This window comes from Actinomadura montaniterrae (assembly GCF_008923365.1).
Taxonomy (GTDB): domain Bacteria; phylum Actinomycetota; class Actinomycetes; order Streptosporangiales; family Streptosporangiaceae; genus Spirillospora; species Spirillospora montaniterrae.
The window spans coordinates 21,063-35,077 of record NZ_WBMR01000024.1 but is presented as its reverse complement, the minus strand read 5'-3'; the positions used below and the strand labels follow the sequence as shown (position 1 = coordinate 35,077).

15 protein-coding genes are annotated in these 14,015 nt (G+C 73.6%); 12 read left to right on the top strand and 3 right to left on the bottom strand.

Going from position 1 to position 14,015, the window contains the following annotated elements; translation table 11 throughout:
• The first annotated feature begins 1 nt into the window (after window position 1).
• From F9B16_RS11780 to F9B16_RS11735, 10 genes are all read left to right on the top strand, one after another.
• Window positions 2–352, top strand: a complete 351-nt coding sequence (locus F9B16_RS11780; protein WP_192808736.1) for a hypothetical protein — start codon at window positions 2–4, stop codon at window positions 350–352.
• A 117-nt stretch (window positions 353–469) separates the two neighbouring features.
• Window positions 470–1,669 carry an NADH:flavin oxidoreductase gene (locus F9B16_RS11775; RefSeq protein WP_151540055.1) on the top strand — a complete coding sequence of 400 codons (1,200 nt, stop codon included), beginning with the start codon at window positions 470–472 and terminating at the stop codon, window positions 1,667–1,669.
• Complete coding sequence (locus F9B16_RS11770; RefSeq protein ID WP_151540054.1) at window positions 1,662–3,317, top strand: AMP-binding protein; 1,656 nt, start codon at window positions 1,662–1,664, stop codon at window positions 3,315–3,317. Before F9B16_RS11775 ends, F9B16_RS11770 begins: the two co-directional genes overlap by 8 nt.
• 73 nt (window positions 3,318–3,390) lie before the next feature.
• A complete protein-coding gene (locus F9B16_RS11765; RefSeq protein ID WP_151540053.1) occupies window positions 3,391–4,554 on the top strand; it encodes an acyl-CoA dehydrogenase family protein in 1,164 nt (387 codons plus the stop codon).
• The gene (locus tag F9B16_RS11760; protein ID WP_151540052.1) at window positions 4,551–5,546 is read left to right on the top strand and encodes a bifunctional MaoC family dehydratase N-terminal/OB-fold nucleic acid binding domain-containing protein; all 996 of its coding nucleotides are present in this window, start codon (window positions 4,551–4,553) and stop codon (window positions 5,544–5,546) included. The genes F9B16_RS11765 and F9B16_RS11760 overlap by 4 nt, the downstream gene beginning before the upstream one ends.
• Window positions 5,546–6,616: an acyl-CoA dehydrogenase family protein gene (locus F9B16_RS11755; protein WP_151540051.1), complete on the top strand. Its 1,071-nt coding sequence runs from the start codon at window positions 5,546–5,548 to the stop codon at window positions 6,614–6,616. Before F9B16_RS11760 ends, F9B16_RS11755 begins: the two co-directional genes overlap by 1 nt.
• Window positions 6,613–7,047 (top strand): MaoC family dehydratase, encoded by a 435-nt coding sequence (locus tag F9B16_RS11750; protein WP_225991565.1) that lies wholly within the window; start codon window positions 6,613–6,615, stop codon window positions 7,045–7,047. The genes F9B16_RS11755 and F9B16_RS11750 overlap by 4 nt, the downstream gene beginning before the upstream one ends.
• A complete protein-coding gene (locus F9B16_RS11745) occupies window positions 7,044–8,219 on the top strand; it encodes a lipid-transfer protein (RefSeq protein ID WP_151540050.1) in 1,176 nt (391 codons plus the stop codon). The genes F9B16_RS11750 and F9B16_RS11745 overlap by 4 nt, the downstream gene beginning before the upstream one ends.
• On the top strand, window positions 8,216–9,016 hold the full coding sequence (locus F9B16_RS11740) for a MaoC/PaaZ C-terminal domain-containing protein (protein ID WP_151540049.1): 801 nt from the start codon (window positions 8,216–8,218) through the stop codon (window positions 9,014–9,016). Before F9B16_RS11745 ends, F9B16_RS11740 begins: the two co-directional genes overlap by 4 nt.
• Before the next feature lie 11 nt (window positions 9,017–9,027).
• Window positions 9,028–10,014 (top strand): threonine ammonia-lyase, encoded by a 987-nt coding sequence (locus F9B16_RS11735; RefSeq protein ID WP_151540048.1) that lies wholly within the window; start codon window positions 9,028–9,030, stop codon window positions 10,012–10,014.
• Between the two features lie 54 nt (window positions 10,015–10,068).
• Here the strand turns inward: F9B16_RS11735 and F9B16_RS11730 are convergent, their stop codons facing one another.
• The gene (locus F9B16_RS11730; RefSeq protein WP_151540047.1) at window positions 10,069–10,824 is read right to left on the bottom strand and encodes an SDR family NAD(P)-dependent oxidoreductase; all 756 of its coding nucleotides are present in this window, start codon (window positions 10,822–10,824) and stop codon (window positions 10,069–10,071) included.
• A gap of 82 nt (window positions 10,825–10,906) precedes the next feature.
• Between F9B16_RS11730 and F9B16_RS11725 the strand changes: the two genes are divergently transcribed.
• The gene (locus F9B16_RS11725; RefSeq protein ID WP_151540046.1) at window positions 10,907–11,521 is read left to right on the top strand and encodes a TetR/AcrR family transcriptional regulator; all 615 of its coding nucleotides are present in this window, start codon (window positions 10,907–10,909) and stop codon (window positions 11,519–11,521) included.
• Between the two features lie 6 nt (window positions 11,522–11,527).
• On the opposite strand, the gene F9B16_RS11720 is transcribed toward F9B16_RS11725, so the two are convergent.
• Window positions 11,528–12,244, bottom strand: coding sequence for a MerR family transcriptional regulator (locus tag F9B16_RS11720; RefSeq protein ID WP_151540045.1), 717 nt, complete (start codon window positions 12,242–12,244; stop codon window positions 11,528–11,530).
• A 63-nt stretch (window positions 12,245–12,307) separates the two neighbouring features.
• Here F9B16_RS11720 and F9B16_RS11715 point away from each other — a divergent pair, with 63 nt between their 5' ends.
• Window positions 12,308–12,757, top strand: coding sequence for a DUF6194 family protein (locus F9B16_RS11715; protein ID WP_151540044.1), 450 nt, complete (start codon window positions 12,308–12,310; stop codon window positions 12,755–12,757).
• Window positions 12,758–12,776: 19 nt separating this feature from the next.
• Here the strand turns inward: F9B16_RS11715 and F9B16_RS11710 are convergent, their stop codons facing one another.
• Window positions 12,777–13,988: an MFS transporter gene (locus tag F9B16_RS11710; protein ID WP_151540043.1), complete on the bottom strand. Its 1,212-nt coding sequence runs from the start codon at window positions 13,986–13,988 to the stop codon at window positions 12,777–12,779.
• Window positions 13,989–14,015 lie beyond the last annotated feature (27 nt).

The window sequence follows — 14,015 nt, the reverse complement described above, 5'->3', positions numbered from 1 at the left end:
GATGCTCACCGAGGAACGACGCGAGAAGTTCAAGGACGACGTGGCCCGGCAGAGGCTGAGGGCCGACGGCCCACGCTTCGACGGGGCGCTCCGCATCGCCGGCGCGCTCGCGATGGTCGTCGGGGTGGTCGGTGCGTTCGTCGCCTACAACGTCTCGCTCACGCGGGACGACATGCGCGACGTCGGGTCGCTGCAGACGCTCGCCACCGGCTTCCTGGCGGTGACGGTGCTCGGCGCCGCGCTGTACCTGGCGTCCGCCGTCACCCGCGTCCTGCGGCTGTGGCTCCTGCGCCAGCTCATGGAGCAGCAGTCCCACACCGACCAGATCACCGCGGCGCTCGAATCGCGCTGAGGCCCATCGCTCCCAGTCAGCGGGATGTCCGGAACGTCCGGGCATCCCGCTGATTAACGTCGAGTGGCCACCCACCTCGGGCCCGCGGCGACCCGCAAGACTCACCCAGGGAACTCGATGACCAAGGAAACCCCCGATGTGTTCACCCCGGCGAAGCTGGGGCCGATCACGCTGCGCAACCGCACCATCAAGGCGGCCACCTACGAGGGGCTGACCAGGAAGGGGCAGGTCACCGACGCGCTGATCGACTTCCACGTCCGGCACGCGCGCGGCGGCGTCGGGATGACGACCGTCGCGTACTGCGCGGTGGCGCCGGAGGGCCGGACCGACAGCCGGCAGATCCACTGGCGGGACGAGGCGATGCCCGGCCTGCGCAAGCTGACCGACGCCGTGCACGCCGAGGGCGCGGCCGTCCAGGCGCAGATCGGGCACGCGGGCCCGGTCGCCAACCCGAAGAGCAACAGGCTGCCCTCGCTCGCGCCGAGCCGCCACTTCCACCTGACGACGCAGACCGTCGCGCGGGCCGCCACGCACGCGGACATCGCGCGGGTCGTCGACGCGCACGCCCGCGCGGGCCGGATGGCGATCGAGGCGGGGTTCGACTCGATCGAGATCCACATGGGGCACAACTACCTGACCAGCTCGTTCCTCAGCCCCAAGGTCAACCACCGCAAGGACGAGTACGGCGGCTCGCTGGAGAACCGGGCCCGGCTGGCGCGCGACATCGGCCGCGCCGTCCGCGACGCCGTCGGCGACCGCATCGCGATCACCGCGAAGCTGAACATGGACGACGGCGTGCCCGGCGGCTTCTGGATCGACGAGGCCATCCAGGTCGCGCGGTGGCTGGAGGAGGACGGCTCCGTCGACGCCCTCCAGATGACCGCGGGCAGCTCGCTGCTCAACCCGATGTACCTGTTCAAGGGCGACGCGCCGCTGCACGAGTTCGCCGCCGTGATGAAGCAGCCGACGAAGCTCGGCATCAAGCTGATCGGCAAGCACTTCCTGAAGTCGTACCCGTACCAGGACCTCTACCTGCTGAAGGACGCCCGGCAGATCCGCGCCGCGGTGAAGCTGCCGATGATCCTGCTCGGCGGCGTCACCGACCGGGCCGGGATGGACACGGCGATGGCGGAGGGCTTCCAGTTCGTCGCGATGGCCCGCGCGCTGCTCCGCGAGCCCGACCTGATCAACCGGATCAAGGACGAGCCCGCCACCGGGTCGCTGTGCATCCACTGCAACAAGTGCATGACGGCGATCTACGGCGGCACGCACTGCGTCCTGTCCACCGAGCCGGCCTGGGGTGCCGCGCGTGCGTGACGAGACGATCGCGGACCTGCTGCTGGAGAAGCTCGGCGACGAGCGGCCCGGCCTGCGCAGCCGCGAGCGGACGTCGACGTGGGACGAGGTCGTCCGGGAGAGCGCCGCACGGGCCTCGCTGGCCCGGGAGCTGCGCCGGGACGGACCGTTCCACATCGGCGTGCTGCTCGACAACGTGCCCGAGTACGTGCTGTGGCTGGGCGCGGCGGCGCTGAGCGGCGCGACGATCGTCGGGATCAACCCGACCCGGACCGGCGCGTACCTGGAGCAGGAGGTCCGGCACACCGACCTCCAGCTCCTGATCACCGACGCGGCCGGCGCGAAGCTGCTGGACGGCCTGGACATCGGCGTCCCCCGCGACCGCTTCCTCCTGATCGACGACCCCGGCTACGCGCCGCTGGTCGAGGACCACGCCTGCGAGCCCGAGCGCGACCCGTCGATCACCCCGAAGACGCAGATGCTGCTGCTGTTCACGTCCGGGACGACCGGCGCGTCCAAGGCGGCGCGCTGCTCGCAGGGACGGCTCGCCGAGCTGGGCCGCAACAACAGCGCCAAGTACGACATCAAGCGCGACGACATCAGCTACTGCCCGATGCCGCTGTTCCACGGCAACGCGCTGATGGCGCTGTGGGCGCCGTCGCTGGCCGCCGGCGCGTGCGTCGTGCTCACGCCGAAGTTCTCCGCGTCCGGGTTCCTGCCGGACGTCCGCTTCTATGGCGCGACGTTCTTCACCTACGTCGGCAAGGCGATCGGCTACATCCTCACCACGCCCGAGCGGCCCGACGACGCCGACAACACGCTCACGCACGGGTTCGGCACCGAGGCGTCCCCGGAGGACAAGGCCGCGTTCCTGCGCCGCTTCGGCGCGCGGCTCGTCGAGGGGTACGGGTCCAGCGAGGGCGCCGGGATGATCAAGCGGGTGCCGGACACGCCGCCGACCGCGTTCGGCGTCCCGATGCACGGCGGCGTCCGCATCGTGAACCCCGAGACCCGCGAGACGTGCGCCCGCGCCGTCCTCGACGGCTTCGGCCGCGTCGTCAACCCGGAGGAGGCGGTCGGCGAGATCGTCGACGTCGACGGCGCCGAGAAGTTCGAGGGGTACTACAAGAACCCCGAGGCGGACGCCGAGCGCGTCCGGCACGGCTGGTACTGGACGGGCGACCTCGGCTACATCGACGAGGCCGGGTTCCTGTACTTCGCGGGACGGTCCGGCGACTGGATCCGCGTCGACTCCGAGAACATCTCCGCGCTGCTCACCCAGACCGTGATCCGCCGCCACCCGAAGATCGTCGACGCGGTCGCGTTCGGCGTCCCGGACCCGCGCTCCGGCGACCAGGTGATGGCCGCGATCGAACTGCCGGACGGCGTGGAGTTCGAGGACCTGGACTTCGCCGCGTTCCTCACCGCCCAGGACGACCTCGGCAGCAAGGGCGCGCCGCGCTTCGTCCGCGTCTCGCACGCGCTGCCGACGACCGGCTCCGGCAAGCTCAGCAAGAAGCAGCTGCAGCTCGAAGGCTGGCGCACCACCGACCCCGTCTACCGCTGGGCGGGCCGGGGCGCGCCCGATTACCGTCCGATGACCGAGGCCGACAAGGCGGCGCTCCGCGAGGAGTTCACCGCCAGCGGCCGCGAACGCTTCCTGCCCTGACCCGCCCGACCAGCCCCGACCCGCCCGACCCCCGGACACGGCCGAACCGACCCGACGACCACGAGAGGCGTACATGGATCTGCGTGAGTCCGCAGCGCACCAGGAACTGCGCGCGGAACTGAGGGCCTACTTCGCGGGCCTGCTGCCCCCGGACGTCCGCCGCCGGGCCGGCGAGGAGGGCGTCGGCGGCGGCACGTTCCGCGAGATCGTCAAGATGCTCGGCCAGGACGGCTGGCTCGGCTACGGCTGGCCCGCCGAGTACGGCGGGCAGGGCAAGTCGATCGCCGAGCAGTACGTGTTCTTCGACGAGGTGCAGCGCGCGGGCCTGCCGTTCCCGTTCGTCACCGTGAACACCGTCGGGCCGACGCTGATGCGGTACGGGACCGAGGAGCAGAAGAAGAAGTTCCTGCCCGGCATCCTCGCCGGCGACATCGTCTTCGCGATCGGCTACTCCGAGCCCGACGCCGGCACCGACCTCGCGTCGCTGCGCACCAAGGCCGTCCTGGACGGCGACCACTACGTGGTCGACGGCAACAAGGTGTTCACCAGCGGCGCCAACACCGCCGACTACGTGTGGCTCGCCGCGCGCACGAACCCGGACGTGCCGAAGCACAGGGGCATCTCGATCATCATCGTCCCGACCAGCGCGGACGGGTTCTCCTGGAGCCCGATCCAGACGGTCGGCGGGATGGTCGTGACCGCCACCTACTACAACGGCATCCGCGTCCCGGCGACCGAGGTCGTCGGGGAGGTCGACGGCGGCTGGCGGCTCATCACCACCCAGCTCAACCATGAGCGGATCGGGCTCGCCGCGCTCGGCGGCCGGATGATCCGGCTGTGGGAGGACGTCCGGGACTGGGCCCGCGAGAACGGCGTCATCGACCTGCCGTGGGTCCGCGCCGACCTCGCCCGCACCTACGCCCGGCTGGAGGCGATGCGGCTGATGAACTGGAAGATGACGATGGCGGTCGAGGCCGGGGAGCTGACCGGCGCGCAGGCGGGCGCGGCGAAGTCCTACGGCACCGAGACGCACATCTTCGTGCAGCGGACGCTGACCGGGATCCTCGGCGCGGCGGGCCGGATCCGCCCCGAGTCGCCGGGCGCGGTGCTGTACGGGCAGATCGAGCAGCTGTCCCGGCAGGGCATCGTCAACACCTTCGGCGGCGGCGTCAACGAGGTGCTGCGCGACATGGTCGCCGTCCAGGGGCTCGGGCTGCCGAGGGTGAAGCGGGCATGAGCGGCGCCGGCGTGAGCGACGACTACGAGGAGCGCCTCCAGGCGTGGGTCGGGCGCGAGCTGGTCGCGCGGCGCCCCGGCCAGGACCCGGTGAACGTCCCGATGATCCGGCACTGGGTCGAGGCGATGGAGGACGCCAACCCCGTCTACCTGGACGAGGACGCCGCGAAGGCCACCGGGCGCGACGGCGTCGTGGCGCCCGCGTCGATGATCCAGGCGTGGACGATGCGGGGGTACGCCGCGACCGTCCGCCCGCCCGCCGAGCGCAGCGGGTTCGACGAGCTGGTGGCGCTGCTCGCCGAGGGCGGCTACACCTCCGTCGTCGCGACGGACTCCGAGTTGGAGTTCGAGCGGGAGCTCGTCCCCGGCGACCACGTGTCCGTCGAGGAGCACGTCGAGTCGATCTCGCCGGAGAAGAAGACCGGGCTCGGCGCGGGCCGGTTCGTCAGCACGGTGAAGACGTACCGGGACGCGTCCGGCGAGGTCGTCGCGACGCAGCGGTGGCGGACGCTCCGCTTCCGCCCCGCCGAGAAGCCCGCGCCCGACAAGGCCGCGCCCGAGAAGCCGGCGGAGGAGAAGCCGAAGGCGCTGCGGCCGCGGCCCGCGATCAACCCGGACAACGCGTTCTGGTTCGAGGCCGCCCGCGAGCACCGCCTCGTCATCCAGCGGTGCGCCGACTGCAAGTCGCTGCGGCACCCGCCCGGCCCCTGCTGCCCCCAGTGCGGCTCGTTCGCCTGGGACACCGTCGAGTCGTCCGGCCGGGGCCACGTCTACACCTTCACGGTCAACCACCACCCGCGGCACCCCGCGTTCGACTACCCCCTCGTCGTCGCGGTGATCGAGCTGGCCGAGGGCACCCGGCTGATCGCGAACATGGCCGGCGTCGAGCCGGCGGACGTCGAGGTCGGCCTGCCCGTCGTCCTCGACTGGATCGACCCCGACCCTGACCTTTCGCTGCCGGTGTTCCGCCCGGCCGCACACGAGGAGCGCTGATGGACTTCACCCTGGGCGAGGAGCTGGAAGCGGTCAGGGACCTGGCCCGGCAGATCTTCACCGACCACGCCACGCAGGAGCGGATCCGCGCCGCCGAGCAGTCCGGCACCGGCACCGACCAGGCCCTGTGGGCCGAGCTCGCGTCCGCCGGCCTGCTCGGCGTCGCGCTGCCCGAGGACGCGGGCGGCGCCGGCCTCGGCGTCGAGGCGATGTGCGTCCTGCTGGAGGAGCAGGGACGCACCGTCGCGCCCGTCCCGCTGTGGCCGTCGCTCGCCGCCGCGCTCACCCTCGCCGCGCACAACACCTCCGGCCTGCTGGTGTCCGGCGTCGCCGACGGGACGGCCCGGCTGACGCTCGCGCTGGAGGAGTTCGCGCCCGCCGACCCCGCGCACCCGCGCTGCGAGGCCGTCCGCGACGGCGACGGATGGCGGCTCACCGGCACCAAGGCCTGCGTCCCGTACGCCGACGGCGCCGACTTCATGCTCGTCGCCGCCGGCACCCCGGGCGGCCCCGGCCTGTTCCTGCTCGGCACCGGCGTCGACGGGACGAGCTGGGAGCACATCGGCACCACCGCGCACGACGGCGCCGGAACCCTCGTCCTCGACGGCGCGCCCGCGCAGCAGCTCCCCGCAGGGTCCCTGGACACCGCGCTGCGGCTGGCGCGCGTCGCGCTCGCCGCCGTCCAGACCGGCGTGGCCGACGGCGCGCTCCGGCTCGCCGCCGACTACCTCTCCACCCGCGAGCAGTTCGGCCGCCCGCTCGGCACCTTCCAGGCCGCCCAGCACCAGCTCGCCGACTGCTACATCGAGATCGACGCGCTGCGCGTCTGCGTCTGGCACGCTGCCTCGCTGATCGCCGCGGGCGAGGACGCCGACACCGCCGTCCTCGTCGCCAAGTGGTGGTCGGACGAGGGCGGGCTCAACGTCGTCCACCGCGTCCAGCACCTGCACGGCGGCATCGGCGTCGACGTCGACTACCCCGTCCACCGGCACTTCCTGTGGGGCAAGCAGATCTCCGGGATGCTCGGCGGCGCGTCCGCCGGCCTCGAGACCCTGGGCGCCGCCCTGTGAGCCGCGCCTTCGACCAGGTCGCCGTCGGGGAGGAGCTCCCCGAGCTGCCGATCCCGCTGACCCGCACGATGATCGTCGCGACCGCCCTCGCGAGCCGCGACTACCAGGACGTCCACCACGACCCGGCGCTCGCCGCGGACCGCGGCTCCAAGGACGTCTTCATGAACATCCTGACCACCAACGGGCTCGTCGACCGGTACGTCACCTCCTGGGCGGGACCCGCCGCCCGGGTCAAGGCGATCAGGATCCGGCTCGGCGCCCCCAACTACCCGGGCGACACCATGGTCCTCACCGGCACCGTCTCCGGAAAGCACGACGACGGCCACCGCGTCGAGATCGCCGTCCGCGGCGTCAACGCGATCGGCCCGCACGTCACCGGGACCGTCGTCGTCCAGCTCCCGGCCGGCCACGAGCAGGAGGGCGGGGAATGAGCGTGCTGCCGGGCGCCGCCGCGATCGCCGGCATCGGCGCCACCGAGTTCTCCAAGGAGTCCGGCCGCAGCGAGCTGCAGCTCGCCTGCGAGGCCGTGCTCGCCGCCATCACCGACGCCGGGCTGGAACCGTCCGACGTCGACGGCCTGGTCACCTTCACCGCCGACACCAGCAGCGAGATCCACATCGCCCGCAACCTCGGCATCGGCGAGCTGACGTTCTTCTCCCGCGTCGGGTACGGCGGCGGCGCCGCCTGCGGCACCGTCCAGCAGGCCGCGATGGCCGTCGCGACCGGCGTCGCCGACGTCGTCGTCTGCTACCGCGCGTTCAACGAGCGGTCCGGCGAGCGCTACGGCCTCGGCCAGGCGAACCGCCCGATGGACGTCAGCGCCGACCGCGCCGCCTACTCGTGGATGACCCCGTTCGGGCTGTCGACCCCCGCCCAGTGGGTCGCCATGTTCGCCACCCGCTACATGCACGAGTACGGCGCGACCAGCGAGGACTTCGGACGCGTCGCCGTCGTCGACCGCGCGCACGCCGCCACCAACCCCAAAGCGTGGTTCTACGAGCGCCCGATCACCCTCGAAGAGCACCAGGCGTCCCGCTGGATCGCCGAACCCCTCCACCTGCTGGACTGCTGCCAGGAGAGCGACGGCGGCCAGGCCCTCGTCATCGTCTCCGCGCAGCGCGCCCGCGACCTGCCGCACAAGCCCGCCCTCATCTGGGGCGCCGCGCAGGGCTCGGGCAACGACCAGCACATGATGACGAGCTACTACCGCTCCGAGATCTCCGGCATCCCCGAGATGGGGCTCGTCGGCCGCCAGCTCTACGCCCAGTCGAGCCTGACGCCCGCCGACATCCAGGCCGCGATCCTCTACGACCACTTCACCCCGCTCGTCCTGCCGCAGCTGGAGGAGCTCGGCTTCTGCGCGAAGGGCGAGGCGAAGGACTTCATCGCCGACGGCAACCTCTCCCTCACCGGCCGCCTGCCGTTCAACACCCACGGCGGCCAGCTCGGCGAGGCCTACATCCACGGCATGAACGGCATCGCCGAAGCCGTCCGGCTGCTGCGCGGCACGTCCGTGAACCAGCCGGGCGACGTCCACAACGTCCTGGTCACCGCCGGAACCGGCGTCCCGACCAGCGGCCTGATCCTCGGAGCGGACCAGTGAACGCCGGCGACTGGAAGGGCCGCCCCCTCGGCACCCGCACCGTCTCCTACGACGAGACGCGCCCCATCCTCTACGCGCTCGCCGTCGGCGCGCACGCCACCGACCTCGACCTCGTCTTCGAGGAGCGGCTGCGCGTCCTGCCGACGTTCGCGCTGACGCTCGCGCAGTGGGCGCCCGACGCGCTCGGCTCCGCCGGCGCCTTCGACGTCCGGACGGCGGTGCACGGCACGCAGCGGCTCCGCGTCCTGGCGCCGCTGCCGCGCTCGGGCGCCGTCGAGATGTCGGCGCACGTCTCCGACGTCTGGGACAAGGGCCGCGCCGCCGTCTTCGACGTCACCGTCACCAGCGAGTACTTCGAGGCGACCTGGTCGCTGTTCGCGCCGGGCTCCGGCGGGTTCGGCGGCGAACGGGGCCCGTCGGCGCGGCCCCGGCCCGACGGAGCGCCCGACCTCTCCCTGCCCGTCCGGACGGACCCGGACCAGGCGGCGCTCTACCGCCTGCTGGGCGACCGCCACCACATGCACATCGACCCGGACGCGGCCAAGGCCGCGGGCATGCCGCGCCCCTTCATGCACGGCCTGTGCACCCTGGCCGCCGTCACGCTGCCGCTGGCCGCCGCGGCCGGCGCCCACCCCGCCGACCTGCGGGAACTCGAAGCCCGCTTCGCCTCCCCGGTCTTCCCCGGCGACGAGCTCGCCGTGGACGCCTGGAAGGCCGGCGACGCCACCGCCTTCGAAGCCGCGGTGGACGGCACGACCGTCCTCTCCGCCGGCCAGGCGACCTTCACGGCGGGCTAGGGTGCTGTGTCGTGGCGGGGACGAGGATCGATGTCGGGCGGGTCCGGGCGGCTCGCGAGGTGATCGATCCGGTCTTCCTCGATACCCCGCTCTATCGCTGCGAGGCGCTCGAACCTGAACTCGGGTGCGCGGTGAGCATCAAGCTCGAGACCGCGAACCCGGTCCGCAGCTTCAAGGCGCGCGGCACCGAGCTGGTCACGAGCCTGCTCGCCGGCTCCGGCGCGCGGGCCGCGGTGTGCGCCAGCGCGGGCAACCTCGGCCAGGCCCTCGCCTGGTCGGGGCGCGGGCGGGGGATCGACGTCACCGTCGTCGCGTCGCGCTCCGCGCCCGCGGCCAAGCTCGACCGCATCCGCGCCCTGGGCGCCGAGCTGGAACTGGTGGACGGCGACTTCGACATGGCCCGCGACCGGGCCGCGGCCATCGCGGCCCGGGACGGGATCCGGCTCGTCGAGGACAGCCTGGACATCGAGACCTGCGAGGGCGCGGCGACCATCGGCCTGGAGCTCGCGGCCGCCGCGCCTCCGTTCAACGCCACGCCTCCGCTCGACGCCGTCCTGATCGCGCTCGGCGGCGGGGCGATGGCCACCGGCGTCGGGCACGTGCTCAAGGCGCTGGCGCCCGGCGTCGAGGTGATCTGCGTCCAGCCGCTGGGCGCTCCGGCGATGACGCTCTCGTGGCGGCGCGGGAGCGTCGTCACCACCGGCTCGACCGACACCATCGCCGACGGCGTCGCGGGCCGGCGGCCCATCCCGGCCGTGCTGGACGACCTCCTTCTGGTCGCCGACGACGCCGTCCTGGTCCGGGAGGCGTCGATCGTCGCGGGGATGCGGATGCTCCTCGACCACGCCGGCCTCGTCGTCGAGCCGTCGGCGGCGCTGGGCGTCGCGGCGGTCCTCGAGGACCGCGACCGCTTCGCCGGACGGCACGTGGCCACGATCGTGTGCGGGGGCAACGTCGACATGGACGCCTATCGCCGCTGGGTCGGCATGGCCCTCTGACCTGGCCCGCGTCGGCCTCGGGCGCCGGCCTCGGGCGCCGGCCTCGGGCGGTGGTCAGAGGGCGGAGCCGCCGGTGGCGTCGACGACGCGTCCGGTCACCCAGCGGGCGTCGTCGGAGGCGAGGAAGGCCACGACGTCCGCGACGTCCTCGGGGGTGCCGACCCGGCCGAGCGCGGACAGGGACGACGCGTGCTCCCACGCCTCGGCGTTCCCGCGCAGCCAGCCGGCGTTGACGTCGGTGTCGATGATCCCGGGGGCGACGGAGTTGACGGTGATCCCGCGCGGGCCGAGCGCCTTGGCGAGGTTGAGGGTGAAGGTGTCCAGGGCGCCCTTGGTCGAGCCGTAGGCGATCGCTTCGGGCATCGCGAGGCGGGCCGCGCCGCTGGAGACGTTCACGATCCGCCCGCCGTCGTTCAGCTGGGGCAGCGCCTGCTGGACGATGAAGAACGGGGCGCGGACGTTCACCGCGAACACCTCGTCGAACGCCTCCTCGGTGAGGCCGGCCAGGTCCGCGCTGCGGCCGATGCCGGCGTTGTTGACGACGATGTCGACGCGGGCGCCGCCGGTCCGCTCGTCGAACGCCTCCCAGAGCGCCGCCGCGTCGCCGTGCCGGCCCAGCTCGGCGTGTAGGGCGACCGCGCGCCCGCCGTCCTTCTCGATGGTCCGGACGGTCTCGTCCGCGGCGGCGGCGTCGCGCCCGTAGGTCAGCGCGACGGTCGCCCCGTCGGCCGCCAGCCGCCGCGCGACGGCCCGTCCGATGCCGCGGCTGCCGCCGGTGACCAGCGCGACCTTGCTCGCGAGACGTTCCATGACGATGCTCCGTCCACTTGTTGAGTGATCGTTCAAGAAGAACGTAGCACGGTTTGTTGAGTGCTTGCTCTAGAATTCGGCCATGACCGAGAGCCGCCGGGGACGTCCCCGCGCCTTCGACCGCGACCGGGCGCTCGCCACGGCCGTCGAGATGTTCTGGGAGCGCGGCTACGAGGCCACCTCCGTCGGCGACCTGACGGCGGCGATGGGCATCCGGCCCGCGAGCCTGTACGCCGCCTTCGGTGACAAGAAGGCCCTGTTCAAGGAGGCCGTGGCCGCCTACCAGGCGTCCGAGCCGGCGGGCTTCGCGGGCGCCGCCGTCCGCGAGGAGCGCACCGCCCGGGACGTCTTCGCGCGCATCGTGCGCGAGGCCGCCGAGATCTACACCGACCCGTCCCACCCGGCGGGCTGCCTGATCATGCGCTCGGCCACCAACGTCACCCCCAAGGACACCGACATCGAGGCGTTCCTGCGCGACATCCGCAACGCCAACGTCGACGCCTTCACCCGCCGCTTCGACGAGGCCGTCCGCGCGGGCGAACTCCCCGGCTCCACCGACACCCGGGCGCTCGCCCAGTACCTGGCGACCGTCCTCCAGGGCTTCTCCCAGCGGGCCGCCGACGGCGCGACGGCCGCGGACCTGCGGCCGGTGGCCGAACTCGCCCTCGCCGCCTGGCCCCAGGCCCCCGCGCCGTGATCCACCTCATGTTTCCTCAGCTGGGAGCAGGGGGTCGAGGGCGGCGGCGGCCCGGACGAGGGCCCTGGAGCGGGCGTCGATGTCTGCGTCCCGGGCGGCGAGGGCGGCGGCGAGATCGTCCCATCGGCGTGCGCGGCGCAGCTCCGGCATGAGGGCCTGGAGTGGGGCGATGCGGTGGCCGGCCAGGCGGAGCTGGTGGACGATCCGCGCGTCCCGGACGTCGGCGGGGGAGTACCTGCGGGCGCCGCGCGGGGCGGTCCGGGCGGGGACGACGAGGCCCTCGGCGTCCCAGTGGCGCAGGGTGGAGGCGCGGACGCCGAGGGCGGAGGCCAGCTCGGACACGGTCATCGCGTCGGACGGTCGGACGTCGCCGATGGGCTCGGCCGTGATCGCCGCCGCGGCCTCCCGGGCGAGGGCGAGGTCCCGGCGCTCGGCGGCGAGGCGGGCGTGCGCGGCGTCGAGGAGGGCGAGCAGGCCGGAGCGGGGGCCGGCGTGGGCGGCCCGCATGATCCGCTTGGCCTCGACGGGGCCGGCGCCGGCGGCGAAGGCCCGGTACGCGACGGCGGAACGGACGTGTGTCTCGGTGTAGCGCCGGTAGCCCGAGGCGGTGCGCGACGCGGGCGGGAGCACGCCGTCGCGTTCGAGGTTCCGCACCTGCTGGACGGAGCATCCCGCACGGCGCGCGACATCGACCGTGCGGAGAGCTGATTGGAGACTTGCCACGCCTCTACCTTGGACGCTGCCGCGCCAAGTCTCCACGAGCACTTGAATGAAACGCTCGAATGCATGGACATCGACGAGATCATCGACTTCGTGGGCGGCTTCGAGGGCGTGCTGGTTCTCCGGCCCCAGGCGGGCGACGGCTCGCCGGAGATCGCCTGGGGTGACGTGTTCTTCTACTACGCGCCCGACGGGAACGTCCCGACGACGACGCAGCCGTTCGCGACGATCGTGACGAAGGACTATCCCGGCGACGAGGAATCGCGGCTGGACCGGCCCGGCGCGTTCCGGGTGAACATCGCCGCCGGGAAGGGCGCCTTCGCGCGGTGGACGGCGCCCGCGGACCCGAGCGCCGCGGACGTCCTGCAAGCGCATCCCGTCTACGGGGACGCGGGCTGGCTCGCCGTGGTGAACCCGGGGCCGGTGACCGAGGCGGCGCTCCGGGACCTGCTCCGCACGGCGCACGGTCGGGCCCGGCAGCGCAACGAGCGGCGTTCCGCCCTCCGGCAGCCCTGAGCGGTGCCGGCGGCGCGGGTCAGTGGCGGCGCGTGAAGAACAGGTGGACCAGGCAGAGGACGGCCAGGGCGGTGCAGGCGGCGAGGGCCGCCGTGGCGCCGTGGGGCAGGAGGGCGCCGCCGAGGACGGTGCCGACGCCGATGCCGGCGTAGAGGGCGGAGGCGTTCAGGCCGACGACGACCGCGGTCTCCTGCGGGGCGGCGTTGATGAGGCGGACCTGCTGGGCCGGGGTCTGGAACCAGGTGGCGGCGCCCCAGGCGATCATCAGGAGCGCGGTGGCCGGGAGCCAGGACGTGCCCGCCGCGGCCGCGCAGGTGAGCAGCGCGAGGGTCGCGGCGAGGGCGGTGTAGCCGGCGGCCTGGACGCGGACGGGCCCGTGGCGGTCGACGCGGGCCCCGGCCGTCAGGTTGCCGGCGACCGCTCCGGCGCCGTAGAGGAACAGGAGCCAGGGCTCGGCGCCCTCGCCGGCGCCGAGGGCCCGCATGATCGGGACGGCGTAGGCGTACAGCCCGTACCCGGCGGCCATGCCGAGGACGGTGAGCGGCAGGACGGCGACGACGCCGGGGTGGCGCAGCGCGGCGAGCCGCCGGCGGAGCGGGATGCGGGGGCCGCCGGGGAGCGCGGGCATCGCGCGGAGCACGCCGGCGGCGGCGACCGCGCACAGCGCCGCGACCAGCGCGAGCGCGGCGTGCCAGTCGAGGGCCCGGGCGGCGAGGCTCCCGAGCGGGACGCCGAGGGCGGTCGCGACGGTGAGCCCGCCGACGACGACGGCGAGGGCGCGGGCGCGCTGGGCGGGGGCGACGAGCGAGGCGGCGACCGCTCCGGCGTTGGGGGTGAAGGCCGCCGCGCCGGACGCGGCGGCGATGCGCGAGACCATCAGGACCGCGAAGTCCGGCGCGAGCGCGGAGCCGAGGTTGGCGGCGGCGAGCACGGCGAGGGCGCCGACGAGCAGGGCGCGGCGGGGGACGCGGGCGAGGACGGTCGCGAGGACCGGGGACAGGACGGCGTAGGTGATCGCGAACGCGGTCGCGGACAGCCCGGCGGTGCCTTCGGAGACGTGCAGGGAGGACGCCATGTCGGGCAGGAACCCGGCGACGACGTAGGCGTCCGTCCCGACGGCGAAGGTGCCGAGCCCGAGGATCAGAGTCGAGCCGAGCCCGCGCGGGGCGCCGGCGCCGGCCGCTCCGGGTCGAGCCGCCGCCTCTTGGCGATGTATCGGGGTATTCAACATCCCTGTTTCCTCTCCAAAAAAGGCCCG

Coding starts and splice junctions, on each gene's coding strand:
- F9B16_RS11745 (WP_151540050.1), top strand. CDS start 7,044: ATGAGCGTGCTGCCGGGCGCCGCCGCGATCGCCGGCATCGGCGCCACC.
- F9B16_RS11755 (WP_151540051.1), top strand. CDS start 5,546: ATGGACTTCACCCTGGGCGAGGAGCTGGAAGCGGTCAGGGACCTGGCC.
- F9B16_RS11775 (WP_151540055.1), top strand. CDS start 470: ATGACCAAGGAAACCCCCGATGTGTTCACCCCGGCGAAGCTGGGGCCG.
- F9B16_RS11780 (WP_192808736.1), top strand. CDS start 2: ATGCTCACCGAGGAACGACGCGAGAAGTTCAAGGACGACGTGGCCCGG.
- F9B16_RS11765 (WP_151540053.1), top strand. CDS start 3,391: ATGGATCTGCGTGAGTCCGCAGCGCACCAGGAACTGCGCGCGGAACTG.
- F9B16_RS11730 (WP_151540047.1), bottom strand. CDS start 10,824: ATGGAACGTCTCGCGAGCAAGGTCGCGCTGGTCACCGGCGGCAGCCGC.
- F9B16_RS11715 (WP_151540044.1), top strand. CDS start 12,308: ATGGACATCGACGAGATCATCGACTTCGTGGGCGGCTTCGAGGGCGTG.
- F9B16_RS11725 (WP_151540046.1), top strand. CDS start 10,907: ATGACCGAGAGCCGCCGGGGACGTCCCCGCGCCTTCGACCGCGACCGG.
- F9B16_RS11760 (WP_151540052.1), top strand. CDS start 4,551: ATGAGCGGCGCCGGCGTGAGCGACGACTACGAGGAGCGCCTCCAGGCG.
- F9B16_RS11710 (WP_151540043.1), bottom strand. CDS start 13,988: ATGTTGAATACCCCGATACATCGCCAAGAGGCGGCGGCTCGACCCGGA.